The 15,845-nt window shown below is 66.1% G+C and carries 19 protein-coding genes; 14 read left to right on the top strand and 5 right to left on the bottom strand.

The window, feature by feature from the left end:
• Positions 1–270 precede the first annotated feature (270 nt).
• From E6C72_RS28310 to E6C72_RS28280, 7 genes are all read left to right on the top strand, one after another.
• Positions 271–1,083: a response regulator transcription factor gene (locus tag E6C72_RS28310; protein WP_109444067.1), complete on the top strand. Its 813-nt coding sequence runs from the start codon at positions 271–273 to the stop codon at positions 1,081–1,083.
• A gap of 189 nt (positions 1,084–1,272) precedes the next feature.
• Positions 1,273–2,517, top strand: coding sequence for a flagellin (locus tag E6C72_RS32670; RefSeq protein ID WP_109444068.1), 1,245 nt, complete (start codon positions 1,273–1,275; stop codon positions 2,515–2,517).
• 213 nt (positions 2,518–2,730) lie between these two features.
• Positions 2,731–3,138 (top strand): flagellar biosynthesis regulator FlaF, encoded by a 408-nt coding sequence (locus tag E6C72_RS28300; protein ID WP_109444069.1) that lies wholly within the window; start codon positions 2,731–2,733, stop codon positions 3,136–3,138.
• Positions 3,128–3,601 carry a flagellar biosynthesis repressor FlbT gene (locus E6C72_RS28295; protein ID WP_247876066.1) on the top strand — a complete coding sequence of 158 codons (474 nt, stop codon included), beginning with the start codon at positions 3,128–3,130 and terminating at the stop codon, positions 3,599–3,601. Before E6C72_RS28300 ends, E6C72_RS28295 begins: the two co-directional genes overlap by 11 nt.
• Before the next feature lie 4 nt (positions 3,602–3,605).
• Entirely contained in the window at positions 3,606–3,986 is a 381-nt protein-coding gene (locus tag E6C72_RS28290) for a hypothetical protein (protein ID WP_109444070.1), read from the top strand.
• Complete coding sequence (locus E6C72_RS28285) at positions 3,983–4,771, top strand: DUF1217 domain-containing protein (protein WP_109444071.1); 789 nt, start codon at positions 3,983–3,985, stop codon at positions 4,769–4,771. Before E6C72_RS28290 ends, E6C72_RS28285 begins: the two co-directional genes overlap by 4 nt.
• A 99-nt stretch (positions 4,772–4,870) precedes the next feature.
• Positions 4,871–5,977, top strand: a complete 1,107-nt coding sequence (locus E6C72_RS28280; RefSeq protein ID WP_247876067.1) for a hypothetical protein — start codon at positions 4,871–4,873, stop codon at positions 5,975–5,977.
• Positions 5,978–5,987: 10 nt separating this feature from the next.
• Here the strand turns inward: E6C72_RS28280 and E6C72_RS28275 are convergent, their stop codons facing one another.
• From E6C72_RS28275 to fliI, 3 genes are all read right to left on the bottom strand, one after another.
• Positions 5,988–6,395, bottom strand: coding sequence for a YbaN family protein (locus E6C72_RS28275; protein WP_247876068.1), 408 nt, complete (start codon positions 6,393–6,395; stop codon positions 5,988–5,990).
• A gap of 78 nt (positions 6,396–6,473) precedes the next feature.
• Entirely contained in the window at positions 6,474–7,070 is a 597-nt protein-coding gene (locus E6C72_RS28270; protein ID WP_109444072.1) for a hypothetical protein, read from the bottom strand.
• Entirely contained in the window at positions 7,067–8,422 is a 1,356-nt protein-coding gene (fliI, locus tag E6C72_RS28265) for a flagellar protein export ATPase FliI (RefSeq protein ID WP_109444073.1), read from the bottom strand. The genes E6C72_RS28270 and fliI overlap by 4 nt, the downstream gene beginning before the upstream one ends.
• A 127-nt stretch (positions 8,423–8,549) precedes the next feature.
• Between fliI and E6C72_RS28260 the strand changes: the two genes are divergently transcribed.
• The 5 genes from E6C72_RS28260 to E6C72_RS28240 are packed head-to-tail and all read left to right on the top strand — an operon-like array spanning position 8,550 to position 10,828.
• Positions 8,550–8,942, top strand: a complete 393-nt coding sequence (locus E6C72_RS28260; RefSeq protein ID WP_109444074.1) for a flagellar biosynthesis protein FlgG — start codon at positions 8,550–8,552, stop codon at positions 8,940–8,942.
• A gap of 15 nt (positions 8,943–8,957) precedes the next feature.
• The gene (gene flgC, locus E6C72_RS28255; protein ID WP_085940669.1) at positions 8,958–9,377 is read left to right on the top strand and encodes a flagellar basal body rod protein FlgC; all 420 of its coding nucleotides are present in this window, start codon (positions 8,958–8,960) and stop codon (positions 9,375–9,377) included.
• 11 nt (positions 9,378–9,388) lie between these two features.
• Positions 9,389–9,748, top strand: coding sequence for a flagellar hook-basal body complex protein FliE (locus E6C72_RS28250; RefSeq protein ID WP_109444075.1), 360 nt, complete (start codon positions 9,389–9,391; stop codon positions 9,746–9,748).
• Positions 9,749–9,775: 27 nt separating this feature from the next.
• Positions 9,776–10,042 carry a flagellar biosynthesis protein FliQ gene (gene fliQ, locus E6C72_RS28245; protein WP_042690077.1) on the top strand — a complete coding sequence of 89 codons (267 nt, stop codon included), beginning with the start codon at positions 9,776–9,778 and terminating at the stop codon, positions 10,040–10,042.
• Between the two features lie 39 nt (positions 10,043–10,081).
• Positions 10,082–10,828 (top strand): lytic transglycosylase domain-containing protein, encoded by a 747-nt coding sequence (locus E6C72_RS28240; RefSeq protein WP_247876069.1) that lies wholly within the window; start codon positions 10,082–10,084, stop codon positions 10,826–10,828.
• A gap of 75 nt (positions 10,829–10,903) precedes the next feature.
• On the opposite strand, the gene E6C72_RS28235 is transcribed toward E6C72_RS28240, so the two are convergent.
• Both E6C72_RS28235 and E6C72_RS28230 read right to left on the bottom strand, forming a co-directional pair.
• Positions 10,904–11,809 carry a DMT family transporter gene (locus E6C72_RS28235; RefSeq protein ID WP_109444077.1) on the bottom strand — a complete coding sequence of 302 codons (906 nt, stop codon included), beginning with the start codon at positions 11,807–11,809 and terminating at the stop codon, positions 10,904–10,906.
• 101 nt (positions 11,810–11,910) lie between these two features.
• Positions 11,911–12,690, bottom strand: a complete 780-nt coding sequence (locus E6C72_RS28230; protein ID WP_158280235.1) for an aspartyl/asparaginyl beta-hydroxylase domain-containing protein — start codon at positions 12,688–12,690, stop codon at positions 11,911–11,913.
• Positions 12,691–12,983: 293 nt separating this feature from the next.
• On the opposite strand from E6C72_RS28230, the gene flhA reads away from it, so the two are divergent.
• Together flhA and E6C72_RS28220 are read left to right on the top strand one after the other, a co-directional pair.
• Entirely contained in the window at positions 12,984–15,077 is a 2,094-nt protein-coding gene (gene flhA, locus E6C72_RS28225; RefSeq protein ID WP_109444079.1) for a flagellar biosynthesis protein FlhA, read from the top strand.
• A gap of 6 nt (positions 15,078–15,083) precedes the next feature.
• Entirely contained in the window at positions 15,084–15,842 is a 759-nt protein-coding gene (locus E6C72_RS28220; RefSeq protein WP_109444080.1) for a flagellar biosynthetic protein FliR, read from the top strand.
• The last annotated feature ends 3 nt before the right edge of the window (positions 15,843–15,845 follow it).

Genomic DNA, 15,845 nt, shown 5'->3' with positions numbered 1-15,845 from the left:
AATTAATGGTTGTTCCCGGCGATCACTCGAAATTCACGCGGAGTTTCCAAGTAAAACCCCACATGAATAAAAATTTATCCAGTCTTTAATCGAACGGAACCATTAAAACCTCGTAAAACCTGGGTCGTGCCTATGTCTATCCGGGTACCCCAATCTGTTGACACGTCGCCTTTCGATAGGTTCTTTTGAGGCTGTGATAAGCATGTGACATGGACGCAATTGCGTAAAAATCAATGCTTTATCTGCGCTTGCTCGACAATGGAGAATCCAATGCAGGCTTTGCTGATTGAGCCAGCCGATCTGATCGCCGATGCCATCGGCAAGCAACTCGCCCTGTGCAAGGTTAACCATGACCGCCTGGACCTGAATGGCCTGCGCGATCTGGTGGGCGGGCATGGCTCCGCCGACATCACCCATGATGCGATCATCATCGGCGATGTCGGCGATACCGAGGCCTGCGTCGCCATGCTGCGTGCCCGCAACGTGACCGCCGCGATCATCTGCCTCATCGAGCGGCGCTGCGCCAACACCACCGCCGGCATCCTGCGGGCGGGGGCCGACGACGTGCTGGTGAAGCCGGTGGTCAGCACCGAGATCCGTGCCCGCCTGGAGGCGATCCGCCGCCGGTCCTACGGGCTGACCAGCAATGCGGTGACGGTCGGCCGCCTGACCGTCTTCCTCGATGGCCGCGACCCGGAGGTGGATGGCGAGCGCCTGCGCCTTAGCCAGCGGGAGCATGCGATCCTGTCGGTGCTGGCCCTCAACCACCGCCGCGTGGTGTCGAAGGAGCACATCTACGAGGAGGTCTACGGCCTGTCCGGCTCCGATCCGCTCGACAAGGTGATCGACGTCTATATCTGCAAGCTGCGCAAGAAGATCGACACGGCGACCGGTGGCGGCCGCTACATCGAGACGGTCTATGGCCGCGGCTACAAGTTCGAGGCGCCGCCCGACCATGTCGCTCCCGACCGCGCCAAGCTGATGCTGGACCGCTGGTCGAACGCCGGCGCGCTGGCCGCCCCCCGCGTGCCCTTCATCCCGCCGGTGGTGCCCCGCGCCGCCACCCGTGTCACCGCCCGCTGACGATCTGCCGCCACCCGTCCGCCGAATACACCGCCCCTCCCGAACGCTTCAGATTTTTTACCCCGGCTTAAACCGGTCCGGTCATCCTCGAATTCGCCGCTCGCGCCCCCGCTTATGAAGATCGGGAAGGCCGGCGCGACCGGCCCCGGCGTCAGAAAGGCGCCATGCATCTCGCGAATGGAGATACCCATGGCCTCGATTCTGACCAATGCCTCGGCAATGACCGCCCTGCAGACGCTGCGTCACGTCACCGGTGACCTGGCGACCACGCAGGACCGCATCTCGACCGGTCTGAAGGTCAACAACGCCAAGGACAACGCCGCCTACTGGTCGATCGCCACCACCATGAAGGCCGACGTCGCCGGCTTCAAGGCGGTCAAGGAGTCGCTGGAACTCGGCTCCGGCACCACCAACACCGCGTCGGTGGCCGCCAAGAACATCGTCGAGAACCTGCAGACGCTGAAGGCGCGCGTCATCGCCGGCCAGACCAACGGCGTCGACAAGTCGCTGATCCAGAACGACGTCGACCAGCTGGTCAAGCTGATCAAGGGCGCGGCCGCCGACGCCTCGTTCAACGGCGACAACCTGCTGCGCGTCACCTACTCCAACGACGGCACCGCCAAGGACCGCAACGTCTCCATCCTGGCGTCGCTGAGCCGCAGCGACGGCACGGTCGATCCCAGCTACATCGATTTCCAGCGCCAGGACATGCGCGTCGAATCGATCGTCGGCAAGGCCACCATCGAACAGCAGGTCGACTCGACCAACGCCAAGAAGGCGTCGATCGACATCAAGTTCGGCGCCCCCGGCGACACCTTCATCGCCGGCCAGAATCTCGGCCTCGGCGCCGTGAGCCTGACCGTCACCAAGGAAGACGGCAGCAAGACCGACGTGTCGGTCGATCTGTCGTCGCAGATCTACGACACCAACCTCGCCACCACCCAGGGCAACATCGCCACGGCGATCAATGCCGCCCTGACCGCCGCCGGCGGTGACTTCCAGGTTGCCTTCACCGGCGACAATCTGGCCTTCACCGACCAGGACAAGAACGGTGACGGCAACTTCACCGCCCAGGTGTCGGGTCTGTGGGTCGGCTCGAAGGAAAGCGACGCCTTCGGCGGCCTCGCCGACCTGACCCAGGTCGACGTGGTCAACAACTCCAAGAAGTCGCTCGAAGTTATCAACAAGCTGCTCGACAACGCCATCGGCAAGGCGTCGGTCATCGGTTCCATCGAGAACCGCGTGTCGGTGCAGAACGACTTCGTGTCGAAGCTGACGGACTCGATGAACAAGGGCATCGGCGCCCTGGTCGATGCCGACATGAACGAGGAATCGAGCCGCCTGCAGGCCCTCCAGGTCCAGCAGCAGCTCGCGACCCAGGCCCTGTCGATCGCCAACCAGGGTCCGCAGAACATCCTGTCGCTGTTCCGCTAAGTCCCCTCGCGGGCGGCGTCATCGTCCGAACCCCTGGACGATGACGCCGCCCCGTCGGCCATGCCCGTTCATCCCGTCTGCGGCAATCCGGAGCGGGCATCGCCGGCGGCCATCCGCGTCCGTCACCCGAGTGCGATCGTTTCAGACGGAATCGTCCGAAACGTGAATCGCACGAAGAGTTAGAAGACCAAAACCCACCGCAGGGGTGCGCCCATGAGCATCGCCGCCTACCACCAGACCATCGCCGAGTGCGACGATCCGCGAAAGATCGAGTACCGGGTGTTCCTGCGGATCACCCTGGCGCTGGAGAACAACCGCAGCGCCGACTGGCGCTCCGCCGCGTTGAAGGACGCGCTGTGGCGGAACCTGGAGCTGTGGAACACCCTGCGCGCCGACCTGCTGGAGGACGGCAACGCCTTGCCGGAGGCCTTGCGCGCCGGTCTGGTCTCTCTGTCCTTCGCGGTGAACCGCAACACCCAGCGCGTCCTGCGCGGCGAGGGCGGCATCGACCTGCTGCTCCACATCAACCGCTCGGTGATGCAGGGGCTGCAAGGGGCGGCCCAGGGGTCGGCGCAGCCCGCGCGGGAACTGGCGACGGAGGAATTGTCCTATGGCACTTAAGCTGCGCCTGAAGCCGTGCGAGCGGGTGGTGATCAACGGCTGCGTCGTGCAGAACGAGAACCGCCGCTACACCCTGACGATCTCCAACTTTGCCCAGATCATCCGGGGCAGCGACATCCTTCAGGAGGAGGATGCGGTGACCCCGGTGCGCCGCGCCTATTTCCTGATCCAGAGCATGCTGCTCGATCCCGAGGTGGCCGCCAACGGCAGTGGTGCTGCGGCCGAGATGATGGCTCAGCTCTACACCACCTTCGTCCGCCCCGACATGCAGGACCGCATCGCCCGCGCCATGGGCCACATCGGCGAGCGCGACTATTACAAGGCGCTGTCCGCCCTGCGTCCGGTGATGGAGTATGAGGGCACGCTTCTCCCGGTGGCTCCCTCCACGCCGGCGCCGTCCATCCAGGCGGGCGGCATCGGCACTCAAGCCGGCCACCATCCGGGCCACCATCCGGGAGGTTGACGCCATGCCCACCCCCGTCACCGGCGTGGCCGGCCCGTCCGGCGAGCGGTCCACCGCCAGCGCCGACATCATCGCCGAGGCGCGCCAGCGCCAGGCCGACCGTCTCCGCGCCGCCCAGGCCGAAACGACCAAGCCGGCCGAGGTGGTGGAGCGCACCGCGAAAACCGATGGCGCGGAAACCGAGGCGAAGCGGCACGCCTCCCGGCCCTACCGCGTCACCCTCGCGCCGGGAAGCTCCCGGCTCTACACCGAGGTGCTCGACACCGCGACAGGGGAGGTCATCATGCGCATCCCCGCCGGCTACGGCTCCGAGACCGATGCGGCGGACGACAATCCCGCCATTCCGCGCGAAAGCGACGGCAAGACCGGCGAGGTCGAGGCATGACGACGCTCGTCGATCTGCGGGTGGTCAACAAGAACCATGACCGCTACGAACAGGCGATCCGCAGCCGTCCGGCGGTGCAGCGCGCCATCACCTACTTCCAGGACAACATCGGCAAGATCACCAGCACCGAAGACTTCATGAAGGACGACAAGCTCTATCGCTTCGTCCTCGATGCCTTCGATCTCGGCAGTCAGGCGAAGTCGCGCGGGCTGATCCGCAAGGTGCTGGAGGAAGGTGTCAGCGACCAGTTCTCCACCGCCAACCGGATGAGCGACACCAAGTTCCGCGAGATGGCGAAGGTCCTGGGATTCGCCGAGAACAAGGGCGAGAACCTGAAGAACCCGGCCGTCGTCCAGGCCATCGTCGACCGCTACGTCGCGGTGACGCTGGAGGTCGAATCGGAGGACAGCAACCCGGCGGTGCGCCTCGGCCTTTATTTCCAGAGGCGCTCGGCGAACATCGGCAACTGGTATCAGGTGATGGCCGACAATGCCCTGCGCAAGGTGGTCTACACGGCATTGGGGCTGCCCGAACAGACGGCTCTTCTGGACGTCGACAAGCAGAAGGCCCTGCTGGAAAAGCGGATGGACATTGCCGACCTGAAGAAGCCGGACAAGGTCGCCAAGCTGCTCGACCGCTTCGCCGCGATGTACGACATGCAGAACGGTGATGCCGGCGCCGCCGCCACGCCGTCGATCGGGCCGATTTCCCGCAGTGGGCGGGCCTCTGTCATCTCCATCGATCCGTCCATCACCATGACGCTGATGAAGTTCCCGCGCTTCTGACCGGGCTGCGGGGCTCACCCGAGCGGGAGGAGTCCAGCCGTGCAGCCGCCAGCCGGCCCCGAACAGGACCGCATTCCACAGGACCGCAGGTCCGGTGACTTGCGAGACCGCAGGTCCCGCGACCGCATCCGCCCGCCCGCCACCACCGGTGCCACCGCCGTGCTGCTGCACGGATCCCCCTCGGAGGAGGATGCCGCGCGGGACGCGCTGCACATCCTGCCGTTGTCGATCCTGCCGCTGGAAACGCCGGGACTGCGCCGGGCGCGGCTGATCAAGAATGTCCGCTTGGAGACGGTGGCGGAGCTGTTCAACGACGCCCAGACCGGCAGCGGCCAGATCGGCATCGGCCAGCTGTCGAAATGCTTCGGCGGCGATGGCTTCGGTGGGGACGGCCCGGAATTCCGCCGTGACCTGCGCAAGATCGTGCAGATCGGCGAGGCTGCCAGCTTCGATGTCTACAGCCTGCGGCTGGAGCTGCGCCGCCTGAACATCGACGTCGAGGAAGCGGGCGCGCTCCGCCTGTCGGCCGCCAAGCGGGCCGAGCTGACCAGCTACATGCGCGTTTTCACCCGGCCGCTGGTCGAGCATGTCTATGGCGTGCAGGGCACCGACATCGGCAGCATGGACGAGCTGGTCCGGCTGTTCGCCCAGCCCGATGTCGAGGAGGCGCGGCGCCGCTTGCAGCTGACCGCCGACCGGCTCGACATCCCGTTGCAGGAGATCCCGGCCTTCCTGGAGGAGTATGCCGACATCTTCCTGTCGCTGGCCTATTTCAAGCGCTGCCTGGACGATATCGTGCCCGACTTGCAGGGCTTCCTCGGCTGGATGGCTGAGCTGTATCAGGCGAGCGAGGTGCGGCGCGATGCCCGCCAGGGCCGCATGCTGGACGAGATCGGCCATGACCTGACCGACATCGCGACCTCGATCACCGGGCGGTTCGAGAGCTTCGACAGCCGCTCCCGCGACTTCTGGCGCGACATCAACCCGGAAAGCTTCCGCAGCATCCGCGACCTGATCGTCACGCACCATCTCACCATCGGTGGCGTGCTGTGCGGTCTGGCGGTGAAGATGAATCTGTGGAAGCACCGCTTTTCCCGCGGCGGCGGCCCGGTGCGCCGGCTGGAGTTCATCCGCTCCGAGATCCTGCCCGGCCTCGCCCATATCAAGACCATCGAACAGGCATCGCGCAACAATATGGGGCGGTGAGGAGGCTGTCTCAGTTCCCCTCGTCGGCGGAGGGGGTCGGTCGGGACACCACGTAGCTGCCGGCCGCGACCATCACCAGCCCGACGCCGCCGAGCACCAGATAGCCCGGCGAGGACAGGGTGAGGATGGTGAAGCCCGAAGACATGCCGGCCACGGCGAAGATCTTCGCCCTGACCGGGATGGCGCCGCGGTCCTGCCAGTTCCGCACCGCAGGACCGAAGCGCGGATCGTTGCGCATCCGCTCCCGCAGTTCGGGATTGCCGCGGGCATAGGCCCAGCCGGCGACCAGCAGGAAGGGGACGGTGGGCAGGATCGGCAGGAACGCTCCGGCGGTGGCCAGTCCGACCGCGCCATGGCCGACGAGGAGCCACAGCCGCCGCCGTCCCTTTCCCATGCCGTTGCCCTTGCCTTCCTCCACCGCCCGCCTGCCCGAATTGGAATTCCGTACTGTTCATTGAACCGCGCCCGGCGCTCCCGCGCAAGTGGGGGTGGTCGGTCACACCGCCTTCCGCGCCACCCCCGGCGCACCGGCCTTCGCCGTCGCCTCCATGCTGTAAAGCTTCGCCAACAGCTGCGGCGCCGGCTGTTCGCCCGCCGGTGCGGCAACCGTCATCGCGGTCTCCGCAGTCGGAACGGATTTGCGGCGCAAGGCTTCCGTCAGGGATTGGGAAGAGGGCAGGGACGGATCCGCGCCGTCCCCGGCACCGCTCATCCACGGCATGGCGCCCGCCGGCGCGCCCTCCGCCACGGCGGTCTCCGTCCCATCCTCCAGCAGGCTGCCGATATGACCCAGCACGCTGTCGCCGGTGATCTCCTCGAAGGCGACCATGGCGGCGCTGCCGATCAGGCCGGGCAGGCCGCCGAACAGGAAGCCGCCGGCCAGACGCGCCGGGATCGAGATGTCCTCCCCCGTCGCCTCGCGGTAGACCGACCCGACCACGGGCAGTTGCTGGAGCGGGTTGACGGCGTCGAGCAGGTCGTCGAAGCCGACGCTCATCCTGTCGGCCAGCGTTTCCTCCGGTTCGGCGGATGCCTTGCGCTGGGCGGTCGGCGGGGTGACGGCCTGGGCGGCCAGTTTCGTATTGACGCTCATGCTTGGTCTCCGATGGCGGCGAGAAGCGAGTCCAGCCGCGCGAAACTCTCGGCGGAGGGGGAGGGGTCGTCCTTGCCCTGGCGCAGGAACTCTTCCAGCTGCGGGTGCAGGTCGATGGCGGCGTCGGTCTCCGGATCGGTGCCGCGCTTGTAGGCGCCGAGCCGGATCATCTCCTTCATGCCGTCATAGCTGGCGGCGAGCGCGCGGGTGCGGCCGACGATGCGGTTCTCCCGCGCGTCGTGGCAGCCGGGCAGGCTGCGCGACACGCTGCGCAGCAGGTTGACGGCGGGATAGCGCCCCTGTTCGGCGATCTTGCGGTCGAGCACCAGATGCCCGTCGAGGATGCCGCGCACCGCGTCGGCGATCGGTTCGTCATGGTCGTCGCCGTCGACCAGCACGGTGAAGATGGCGGTGATGTCGCCGTCTCCACCGCTTTCCGGTCCCCATTCCGGACCGGGCCCGGCGCGCTCCAGCAGGCGGGGCAGTTCGGCGAAGACGCTGGGCGGGTAGCTCTTGGCGGTCGGCGGTTCGCCGGCGGCCAGCCCGATCTCGCGCTGGGCCATGGCGAAGCGGGTGACGCTGTCCATCAGGCAGAGCACATGCTTTCCCTGATCGCGCATCTCCTCCGCCACCGTCATGGTCAGCAGCGCCGCCTGCCGGCGCATCAGCGGCGGCTCGTCCGACGTGGCGACGATGAGGACGGAGCGCGCCAGCCCCTCCGGCCCCAGATCGTCCTGGATGAATTCGCGCACCTCGCGGCCGCGCTCGCCGATCAGGCCGATGACGATGGCGTCGGCCTCGGCATGGCGGGCGACCATCGCCAGCAGCGTCGATTTGCCGACGCCCGACCCGGCGAAGACGCCCAGTCGCTGCCCTCGGCAAAGGGGCACGAAGCTGTCGATCACCCGGATGCCGCTGTCCAGCCGCCTGCCCACCCGGCGGCGGGCACAGGCGGCCGGCGGCGGCTGGCGCAGGCCCCGCGGATGCTCGCCATTCAGCAGCGGCCCCTTGCCGTCGATGGGCTCGCCCAGCGCGTTCACCACCCGGCCGAGCCAGCCGGGACCGGGCCTGAGCGTGAAGGCGGTGTCGTCGGTGACGGCGGCGCAGCCCTCCGCCACGCCATCCAAGTTGTCGAAGGCCATCAGCAGCGAGCGGCCGTTGCGGAAGCCGATGGTCTCGCACAGCACCCGCCCGCCGCGGACGGTTTCCGCATGGCATTTGTCGCCGACCGACAGCACGCGCTGCAACCCGTCGACCTCCAGCGTCATGCCGGCGGCCGAGCGGATTTGCCCGCGCCACTGGCGGGTCGGCAGCCGGTCGAGTTCCGCCGCCAGGGTGGCAAGTGCCGGCATCGGTGCAGTCTCCCTCATGCCTGTCGATGACGGGCAGAGTAGAGCAGCGAATTTAAATCCGGTTTTAAACGGGCGGGATCATCGTCCGGCGCAGTGTTCCGGCGAGTTGTGAGGGAACGAGGTCGCAATGGATTTGGGTAAAATCGGTTTCTTTCAGCTCGCCGGCACGCGGCTGGACTATCTGGCGCAGCGGCAGAAGCTGGTCGCCGAGAATGTCGTGAACGCCAACACGCCCGATTACCAGGCGCGCGACCTGAAGCCCTTCGACAGCGTGATGGAGGGCATCCGCCCGGTGGAGACCGCCCGGACCTCCGGCCTGCATCTGGCGAGCACCCGCTCCACCGCCGGCTTCCGCGAGGAAGGCAAGGCCGCCCTGTGGGAATCGACCCCCAGCGGCAACGCGGTGTCGCTGGACCAGGAGATGATCAAGGGCAGCGAAACCCGCGACGCCTTCGCGCTGACCACCAGCCTGTTCCAGCGCAATGTGCAGATGCTGCGCATGGCCTGGAGAAACGGTTAAGGACGGAGACGGGCCATGATGAACGATGTCCTCGGCGCCACGCTGAAGATCGCCGGCGCCGGCCTCCAGGCGCAATCGACCCGCCTGCGCGTGGTGGCGGAGAATCTCGCCAACGCCGACAGCACCGCCACCGCCAAGGGTGGCGATCCCTACCGCCGCAAGACGGTGTCCTTCGACAGCGTGATGGATCGCGGCGTCGGGGCGGAACTGGTGCAGGTCAAGCAGATCGGCCGCGACCGCAGCGACTTCCAGCTCGCCTACGACCCCTCGCACCCGGCGGCCGACGACAAGGGCTATGTCAAGAAGCCCAACGTCCAGCCGCTGGTCGAGATGATGGACATGCGCGAGGCCGGCCGCGCCTTCGAGGCCAGCATGAACGTCATCGAACAATCGCGCGCGATGATGACCCGCGTCGTCGACCTGCTGCGCAGCTGAGGAGCCGTTCCATGATCGAGATGTCCGTCGGCCGCGTCGCCGCCGCCTACGCCGCCAACCGCAGCCCGATTGCCAGCGGCGTCGCCGAGACTCAAGCCGCCACCTCTCCACTGTCCTCCGCCAGCCAGACCGACGCGGTGGCCGCCAGCGCCGAAAGCGATTTCGGCGGCTTCCTCGACAGGTCGATCTCGCAGGCGGTCGACACGCTGAAGGAGAGCGAGCGGGTATCGCTCGCCGCCGTGTCGGGCAAGGCGAGCGCGCATGACGTGGTGCGCTCGGTGCTGGCGGCGGAGATGACGGTACAGAGCGTCGTCGCCATCCGCGACAAGATGGTCCAGGCGTATCAGGAGATCATGCGCATCGCGGTCTGAACGGGTGCGCTTGAGGAAGGATCCCCCATGAATCAGGCCGACGTGCTGGAGGTGCTGCGCAGCGGCATCTGGACGACCCTGCTGGTCGCCGCCCCGCCGCTGATCGTCGCGGTGGTGGTGGGCGTGGCGATCTCGCTGGTGCAGGCATTGACCCAGGTGCAGGAGATGACGCTGACCTTCGTACCAAAGATCGTCGCGATCCTGGTGGTGACGGTGCTGGCGCTGCCCTTCATGTACGGCACGCTCGCCACCTACGCCGACCGGCTGAGCGACCTGATCGTCGCCATCGACTGACGCGATCCATTGATGCGCCTTTCCCGGTTGCGAGCGGTCGTGTTCCCCCTTCTCGGGCTGCTCGTGAGCCCGGCCGGCGGTGCGGCGGCGCCGCCGGCCAACCTCTCGCAGATCGGCGTGTGGAGCACCGCGCTCTATGTCCCTCCCAAACAGCCCGCCCAACCCGTCCGCAAAGCCCTGCCGCCGGAAGCGCAATGCATCGCCGCCATCCTGGATGCGGAGAGGGCGGCCGGCATCGGCGACCATCTGCTGCTGGCGATGGGCTTCACCGAATCCGGGCGGAGGACGGAGGACCGGCTGTTCACCGCCTGGCCCTGGACGGTCAACACCGAAGGGCAATCCCATTACTTCCCGACGCGCGACGCGGCGATATCCTTCGTGCGGGAAACCCAGGCGCGCGGCGTCCAGTCCATCGACGTCGGCTGCCTTCAGGTGAACCTGCGCTGGCACCCCGACGCCTTCCCCGATCTGGTCACCGCCTTCGACCCGGTCGCCAACGCCCGCTATGCCGCGTCCTTCCTGTCGGCCCTGCGGCGCGACCATGGCTCGCTGGAAACCGCCATCGCCCGCTACCACTCCGCCCAGTCCGAGCGCGGCGAGGCCTATCGCCAGCGGGTGACCGGCAACCTGCGCTGGGTCGCCGGAGCGCTCGGCTATCTGGAGGCGCTGGCCGCCGGCCCCGGCAGTGACGCCCCCGTCTTCACCGCGGCGGAGCGCGGCCGTCTCAGCTTCCTGTCCGGCCTGTTCGCCGACGGTCCTGCCCGTCCGCTGCTGCCGAGCCAGTGACCGCTCGGGCATACGACGGCGTGCGCGGCGTGCGCGGCGTGCGGTGTCGGTCGTCCGGCGGCCCCTGCGCCGCTGTCAGCCTGCCCTTTGCACGGCGGGTGACGGCAGCGGCGCCGGCTTCTTCCGCGAGGCCGACAAAACGGTGATGGCCCCGGTCAGAATCGCCACCCCCGTCCACTGCATGGCGGACAGCGTCTCGTCGAACAGCAGCCAACCCAGCACCGCCGAGACCGCCACGCTGAAAAGCGCCATGGTGCTGACGACCCCCGCCGCCGCGTGCTTGTAGGCCCTGGTTTTGCAGGCGTCGGAAACCACGCTCAGCAAGCACAGGCCAAGCAATCCGGCGGCATGCGCCCCATCGGGGACGACGAGTTCACCCATCGCGATCGGCGCGGACAGGATCATCGAGAGTCCGGCGAAGTAGAGAACGATCAGATCGGGCCCGACGGAGATGGTCGCGGCCCGGACGGCGACAAAGGCGGTGCCGGCGCACAGGGCGGCGACAACCCCCACCAGAACGCCGGCCGATGTGATCGTGCCCAAGTCGCTGGGCGCGCCGCTGGGCGCGGTGATCGTCAGCGACAGCCCGGCGAAACACGCGATCATGCAGGCGACCGCTTTCAGCGGCAGATGTTCTTTCAGGAAGATACGCGAAATTATGGCGACGAACACCGGAGTGGTCCAGGTGAGCAGCATTGCGATGGTCAGCGGCAACATCGACAAGGACAGATACATCAGCGCCAGACCAGCGAACCCGACGACGCCGCGGAACACCAGGAGACGCCAAATCGGTGGCACCAAGGGGGTTCCAACCATTCGGACGGCAAAAAACATGATGATCGCAGCGGTGGCGGAGCGCAGAAAGACCTGTTCGGACACCGGGATCGCACCCGACAATCCCTTTATCAGGCCAGCCGAGAGGCCGAATGCCAAGACATGTCCAAGCATCCATCCGGACGCGGCCAACGTGTTGTCTTTCATTGGAAGAAGAGCCTCATTGGATGTGCGGCCATTTGGAGCGTGAGCGTGGAGGGGTGGTTTGACAGTCGGCGCCGGTAAACGTCTTCCCTCATGGGAAACTTCTACGAAAGCCAGAATTCCTTCTGGTGGTGATAGCGACCGACCTGGGGATTTTTCTCAGTGATTTTCGCATTCCATAATGCCTTCCCCGTATCGATCTTTCCACCCGTGAGCCAGGTGAAGGTTTCCAGATCAGTTTCATATTCGCTGGGATATTTGTATGAGAAAACTTCCTTCACCAAAATCGGGTCGATATCGTCAAACATAAGATCAAATAACTTTCCTCTCGGTTCCAGATCGATGATGAGATGAATGCGGTTGATATTTGAAAAATTGGTTACGGCATGCACGCGCCAGATGTCGAAAACCCAGGGGTGTCCGGCTTCCATATGGACATCGGTTCGGTCTTCCGGCCGGAGAACATTGCTTGTTTCCCAGATGTGGACCAGAACCTTCGGATCCGTGACAATCGGAATGTGGAGCCTGACTTTGTTATGCCAATTTGGTTGCAGATCGCGATGAGGCGTTATCTTGTGATTCGGCGGAATGGACGCGAAGCGCGTCCGATGAGGAGGCACTCCAAAAGAATAAACAACCTCTCTGGTGTACGGCAATTTGAGCAGATGCTCCGTCGGAATGAACGGAGGCAGAAGAGAGTTGTTCTGGCCTCCGGTGTCGTCAAGCAACGTCCCGTTTGTGCTTATCAGCGGAATGACGTCATGGCCGGTTTTATGGAATTCTTGCCGACTCCACGCTCTTCCATCCAATGAATTTATTTCTTCTAATATCCTTGCGCAGTCGATTGAAACCTGAAGCTTCTTAAATTTATAAGGAAGATGCATTTTACACCTTTTTTGAGAGTTAATAAAATTTCCAGGACGCATTCCATTCATGACGCGTACTTTTGGTAGAATAATTTTCCCGAAACTTCAACTTAACCAAAGTCGTATCGAATCGGAAACTCATATGTCTTTGCGCATAATTTCCTGTTCGCCAATGACCCGGCCTGCCCGCTGCCGCCGGTGCGACAGCGGGGCGCCACCGGTTTAAATCCCGGTTTTACCGCAGCCCCCTATCGTTGCCGGACCGCGTCTCTTCCACAAACCCGCCCCTCCACAAACCCGTCAGGACCCCCATGACCCTCACGGATCACGTCCGCAGCCGGTTCGGCCTGATCGGCGACATCGGCCTTGCGAACCGCGACGTGCTGTTCGCGGTCGGCATCCTGCTGGTGCTGGCGGTGCTGTTCCTGCCGGTGCCCTCCTGGTTCCTCGATCTCGGGCTGGCGCTGTCCTTCTCGGTCGCGGTGCTGGTGCTGATGGTGTCCTTGTGGATCCCGCGCCCGCTGGATTTCTCCTCCTTCCCCACGGTTCTTCTGGTCGTGACGATGCTGCGGCTGGCGCTGAACATCGCGTCCACCCGTCTGATCCTCAGCGAGGGGCACAACGGCCACGCCGCCGCCGGGCACGTCATCCAGGGCTTCAGCCAGTTCGTGATGGGCGGCAACTTCGTCATCGGCGTGGTGATCTTCTGCATCCTGGTGGTGATCAACTTCGTGGTCATCACCAAGGGCGCCACCCGCATCGCCGAGGTCGGCGCCCGCTTCACGCTCGACGCCATTCCCGGCAAGCAGATGGCGATCGACGCCGACCTCTCCGCCGGCATGATCGATGAGGCCGAGGCGCGGCGCCGCCGCAAGGAGCTGGAGGACGAAAGCACCTTCTACGGCGCGATGGACGGCGCCTCGAAATTCGTGCGCGGCGACGCGGTGGCCGGGCTGGTCATCACCGTCATCAATGTGCTGGGCGGCATGGCGATCGGCATCGCCCAGAAGGGGATGAGCTTCGAGCACGCCGCCTCGATCTACACCACGCTGACGGTGGGCGACGGGCTGGCGACGCAGATCCCGGCGCTGGTGGTCTCGCTGGCCGCCGGCCTGCTGGTCACCAAGGGCGGCAACATCGGGTCCGCCGAAAAGGCGGTGATCGACCAGCTTGGCGCCTATCCGAAGGCGCTGCTGGTGGCGTCCGGCCTGCTGGGGGCGCTGGCGATCACGCCCGGCCTGCCGATGGCGCCCTTCCTCGCCATCGGCGCCGCCTTCGCCGGTCTCGGCTGGTACGCGCCGCGCCGCAAGGCCCGCGCCGCAGCGCTGGCCAAGCTGGAGGAAAGCCGCAAGGCGCCTCCCGCCGTCGCGGAGGAGGCGGTGGAGGACATGCTGAAGGTGGACGAGGTGAAGGTGGAGGTCGGCAACCACCTCGTCCCGCTGATCCTCAACAAGAACGGTCCGCTGACCACCAAGGTGAAGACGCTGCGCAAGCGCTTCGCCACCGAATTCGGCTTCGTCCTGCCGTCGGTGCGCATCAAGGATTCCAGCTTCCTGGCGCCCAAGAGCTACGTCATCAGCATCATGGGGGTGGAGGCGGCGAAGGGCGAGGTGCGGCCCAAGCACCTGCTCGCCATCGACCCCACCGGCGGCGCCGTTCCCGACATCGCCGGCGACGCGACGCGCGAGCCGACCTTCGGCCTGCAAGCCAAATGGATCGACCCGGCCCGCCATGAGGAGGCGGTGGCGAAGGGCTACACCGTCGTCGATCCCGAAAGCGTCATCACCACCCATTTGACCGAGGTCATCAAGGACAACCTGTCCACCCTGCTGACCTTCGCCGCCCTGCAAAAGCTGATCGACGGTCTGGGCCGCGAGTACCAGAAGCTGATAAACGACATGGTGCCGAGCCAGATCTCGCTGGTCGTGCTCCAGCGCGTGCTGCAGCAGCTTCTGTCGGAACGGGTGTCGATCCGCAACCTGCCCGCCATCGTCGAGGCGGTGGCGGAGGCGGTCGGCTGGACCCGCCACATCACCCTGATCACCGAACATGTGCGGATGCGGCTGGGCCAGCAGATCCACCAGGGCTTGGCCGGCCCGGACGGCTTCGTCTCGGTCATCGCGCTCAGCCCGCGCTGGGAGCAGGCGCTGCTCGACAGCATCGTGGTGGAGGGCGACGACCGCCGCTTCGTCATGCCGCCCAGCCAGGTGCAGGAGTTCCTGACCGCCGTCCGCCTGAAAATCCAGAAGCACGCCACCTCGCAAATCTGGCCCGCCCTGCTGGTGGGGGCGGAGGCGCGGCCCTTCGTCCGCTCCCTGCTAGAGCGGGTCAGCCCGATGACGCCGGTGCTGAGCCATGCCGAGCTGCACCGCAAGGCGGCGCTCAAGACCGTCGATCAGGTGTAGCCGCCGATGGATACCCTGAGCCAGTTTCTGACGCTGGAGATCTACCGTGGCCTGCTGGTGCTGGCACGGGTGGCGGCGGCCATCGGTCTGCTGCCGGGCTTCGGCGAGGCGGCGGTGCCGATGCGGGTGCGGGCGGCGCTGGCGGTCATCGTGACGCTGGTGCTGCTGCCGGGGGTGGAGGGGCTGCCCGACCATATGCCGGACCAGCCGGTGGAGATGCTGCGGGCGCTGGCCGGCGAAACGCTGGTCGGCGCCTATCTCGGCCTCGGCGCCCGGCTGTTCATGGCGGCGCTCCAGACCACCGGCGCCCTGGCGGCCCAGGTGGTTGGCCTCAGCAACCCTTTCTCGATGGCGGCGGCTGGGTTCGAGGGCGGGTCGGTGCTGTCCGGCGTGCTGCTGATCGGCGGGCTGGCGCTGCTGTTCGCATCCGACGTGCATTACCTGATGATCGGCGCGCTGGCGCGGTCCTACGGCTCCTGGCCGGCGGGGGTGTTCCCCGACCTCGGCATGGTCGCCCAGCGCTTCGCCGAGCTGCTGGCGACCACCTTCCGGCTGGGGGTGGGGCTGGCGGCGCCCTTCATCCTCTATGGGCTGGTGGTCAATCTGGCCTTGGGGCTGGTCAACCGGGTGATGCCGGCGATGCCGGTCTATTTCGTCGCCACCCCCGGCGTTCTGATGATCGGCATGGGCCTGTTCATGGCGAGCGCCGGCGCGATGCTGACCGCCTTCGTCGCAGCGCTCGGCGGCTGGCTGTCGGGATCCTGACGC

The organism is Azospirillum sp. TSH100 (assembly GCF_004923295.1).
Taxonomy (GTDB): Bacteria; Pseudomonadota; Alphaproteobacteria; order Azospirillales; family Azospirillaceae; genus Azospirillum.
Note: the sequence above shows the minus strand (reverse complement) of the source record. Positions and strands in the feature narration are given on the sequence as shown.

What these genes read in the sequence shown, in the direction of transcription:
- E6C72_RS32670 (WP_109444068.1), top strand. Translation starts at nt 1,273, where the DNA reads ATGGCCTCGATTCTGACCAATGCCTCGGCAATGACCGCCCTGCAGACG.
- fliI (WP_109444073.1), bottom strand. Translation starts at nt 8,422, where the DNA reads ATGCCGGCACTTGCCACCCTGGCGGCGGAACTCGACCGGCTGCCGACC.
- E6C72_RS28250 (WP_109444075.1), top strand. Translation starts at nt 9,389, where the DNA reads ATGATCGAGATGTCCGTCGGCCGCGTCGCCGCCGCCTACGCCGCCAAC.
- flgC (WP_085940669.1), top strand. Translation starts at nt 8,958, where the DNA reads ATGATGAACGATGTCCTCGGCGCCACGCTGAAGATCGCCGGCGCCGGC.
- E6C72_RS28290 (WP_109444070.1), top strand. Translation starts at nt 3,606, where the DNA reads ATGCCCACCCCCGTCACCGGCGTGGCCGGCCCGTCCGGCGAGCGGTCC.
- E6C72_RS28260 (WP_109444074.1), top strand. Translation starts at nt 8,550, where the DNA reads ATGGATTTGGGTAAAATCGGTTTCTTTCAGCTCGCCGGCACGCGGCTG.
- E6C72_RS28230 (WP_158280235.1), bottom strand. Translation starts at nt 12,690, where the DNA reads ATGCATCTTCCTTATAAATTTAAGAAGCTTCAGGTTTCAATCGACTGC.
- E6C72_RS28270 (WP_109444072.1), bottom strand. Translation starts at nt 7,070, where the DNA reads ATGAGCGTCAATACGAAACTGGCCGCCCAGGCCGTCACCCCGCCGACC.
- fliQ (WP_042690077.1), top strand. Translation starts at nt 9,776, where the DNA reads ATGAATCAGGCCGACGTGCTGGAGGTGCTGCGCAGCGGCATCTGGACG.
- E6C72_RS28295 (WP_247876066.1), top strand. Translation starts at nt 3,128, where the DNA reads ATGGCACTTAAGCTGCGCCTGAAGCCGTGCGAGCGGGTGGTGATCAAC.
- E6C72_RS28300 (WP_109444069.1), top strand. Translation starts at nt 2,731, where the DNA reads ATGAGCATCGCCGCCTACCACCAGACCATCGCCGAGTGCGACGATCCG.
- E6C72_RS28220 (WP_109444080.1), top strand. Translation starts at nt 15,084, where the DNA reads ATGGATACCCTGAGCCAGTTTCTGACGCTGGAGATCTACCGTGGCCTG.
- E6C72_RS28285 (WP_109444071.1), top strand. Translation starts at nt 3,983, where the DNA reads ATGACGACGCTCGTCGATCTGCGGGTGGTCAACAAGAACCATGACCGC.
- E6C72_RS28310 (WP_109444067.1), top strand. Translation starts at nt 271, where the DNA reads ATGCAGGCTTTGCTGATTGAGCCAGCCGATCTGATCGCCGATGCCATC.
- flhA (WP_109444079.1), top strand. Translation starts at nt 12,984, where the DNA reads ATGACCCTCACGGATCACGTCCGCAGCCGGTTCGGCCTGATCGGCGAC.
- E6C72_RS28235 (WP_109444077.1), bottom strand. Translation starts at nt 11,809, where the DNA reads ATGAAAGACAACACGTTGGCCGCGTCCGGATGGATGCTTGGACATGTC.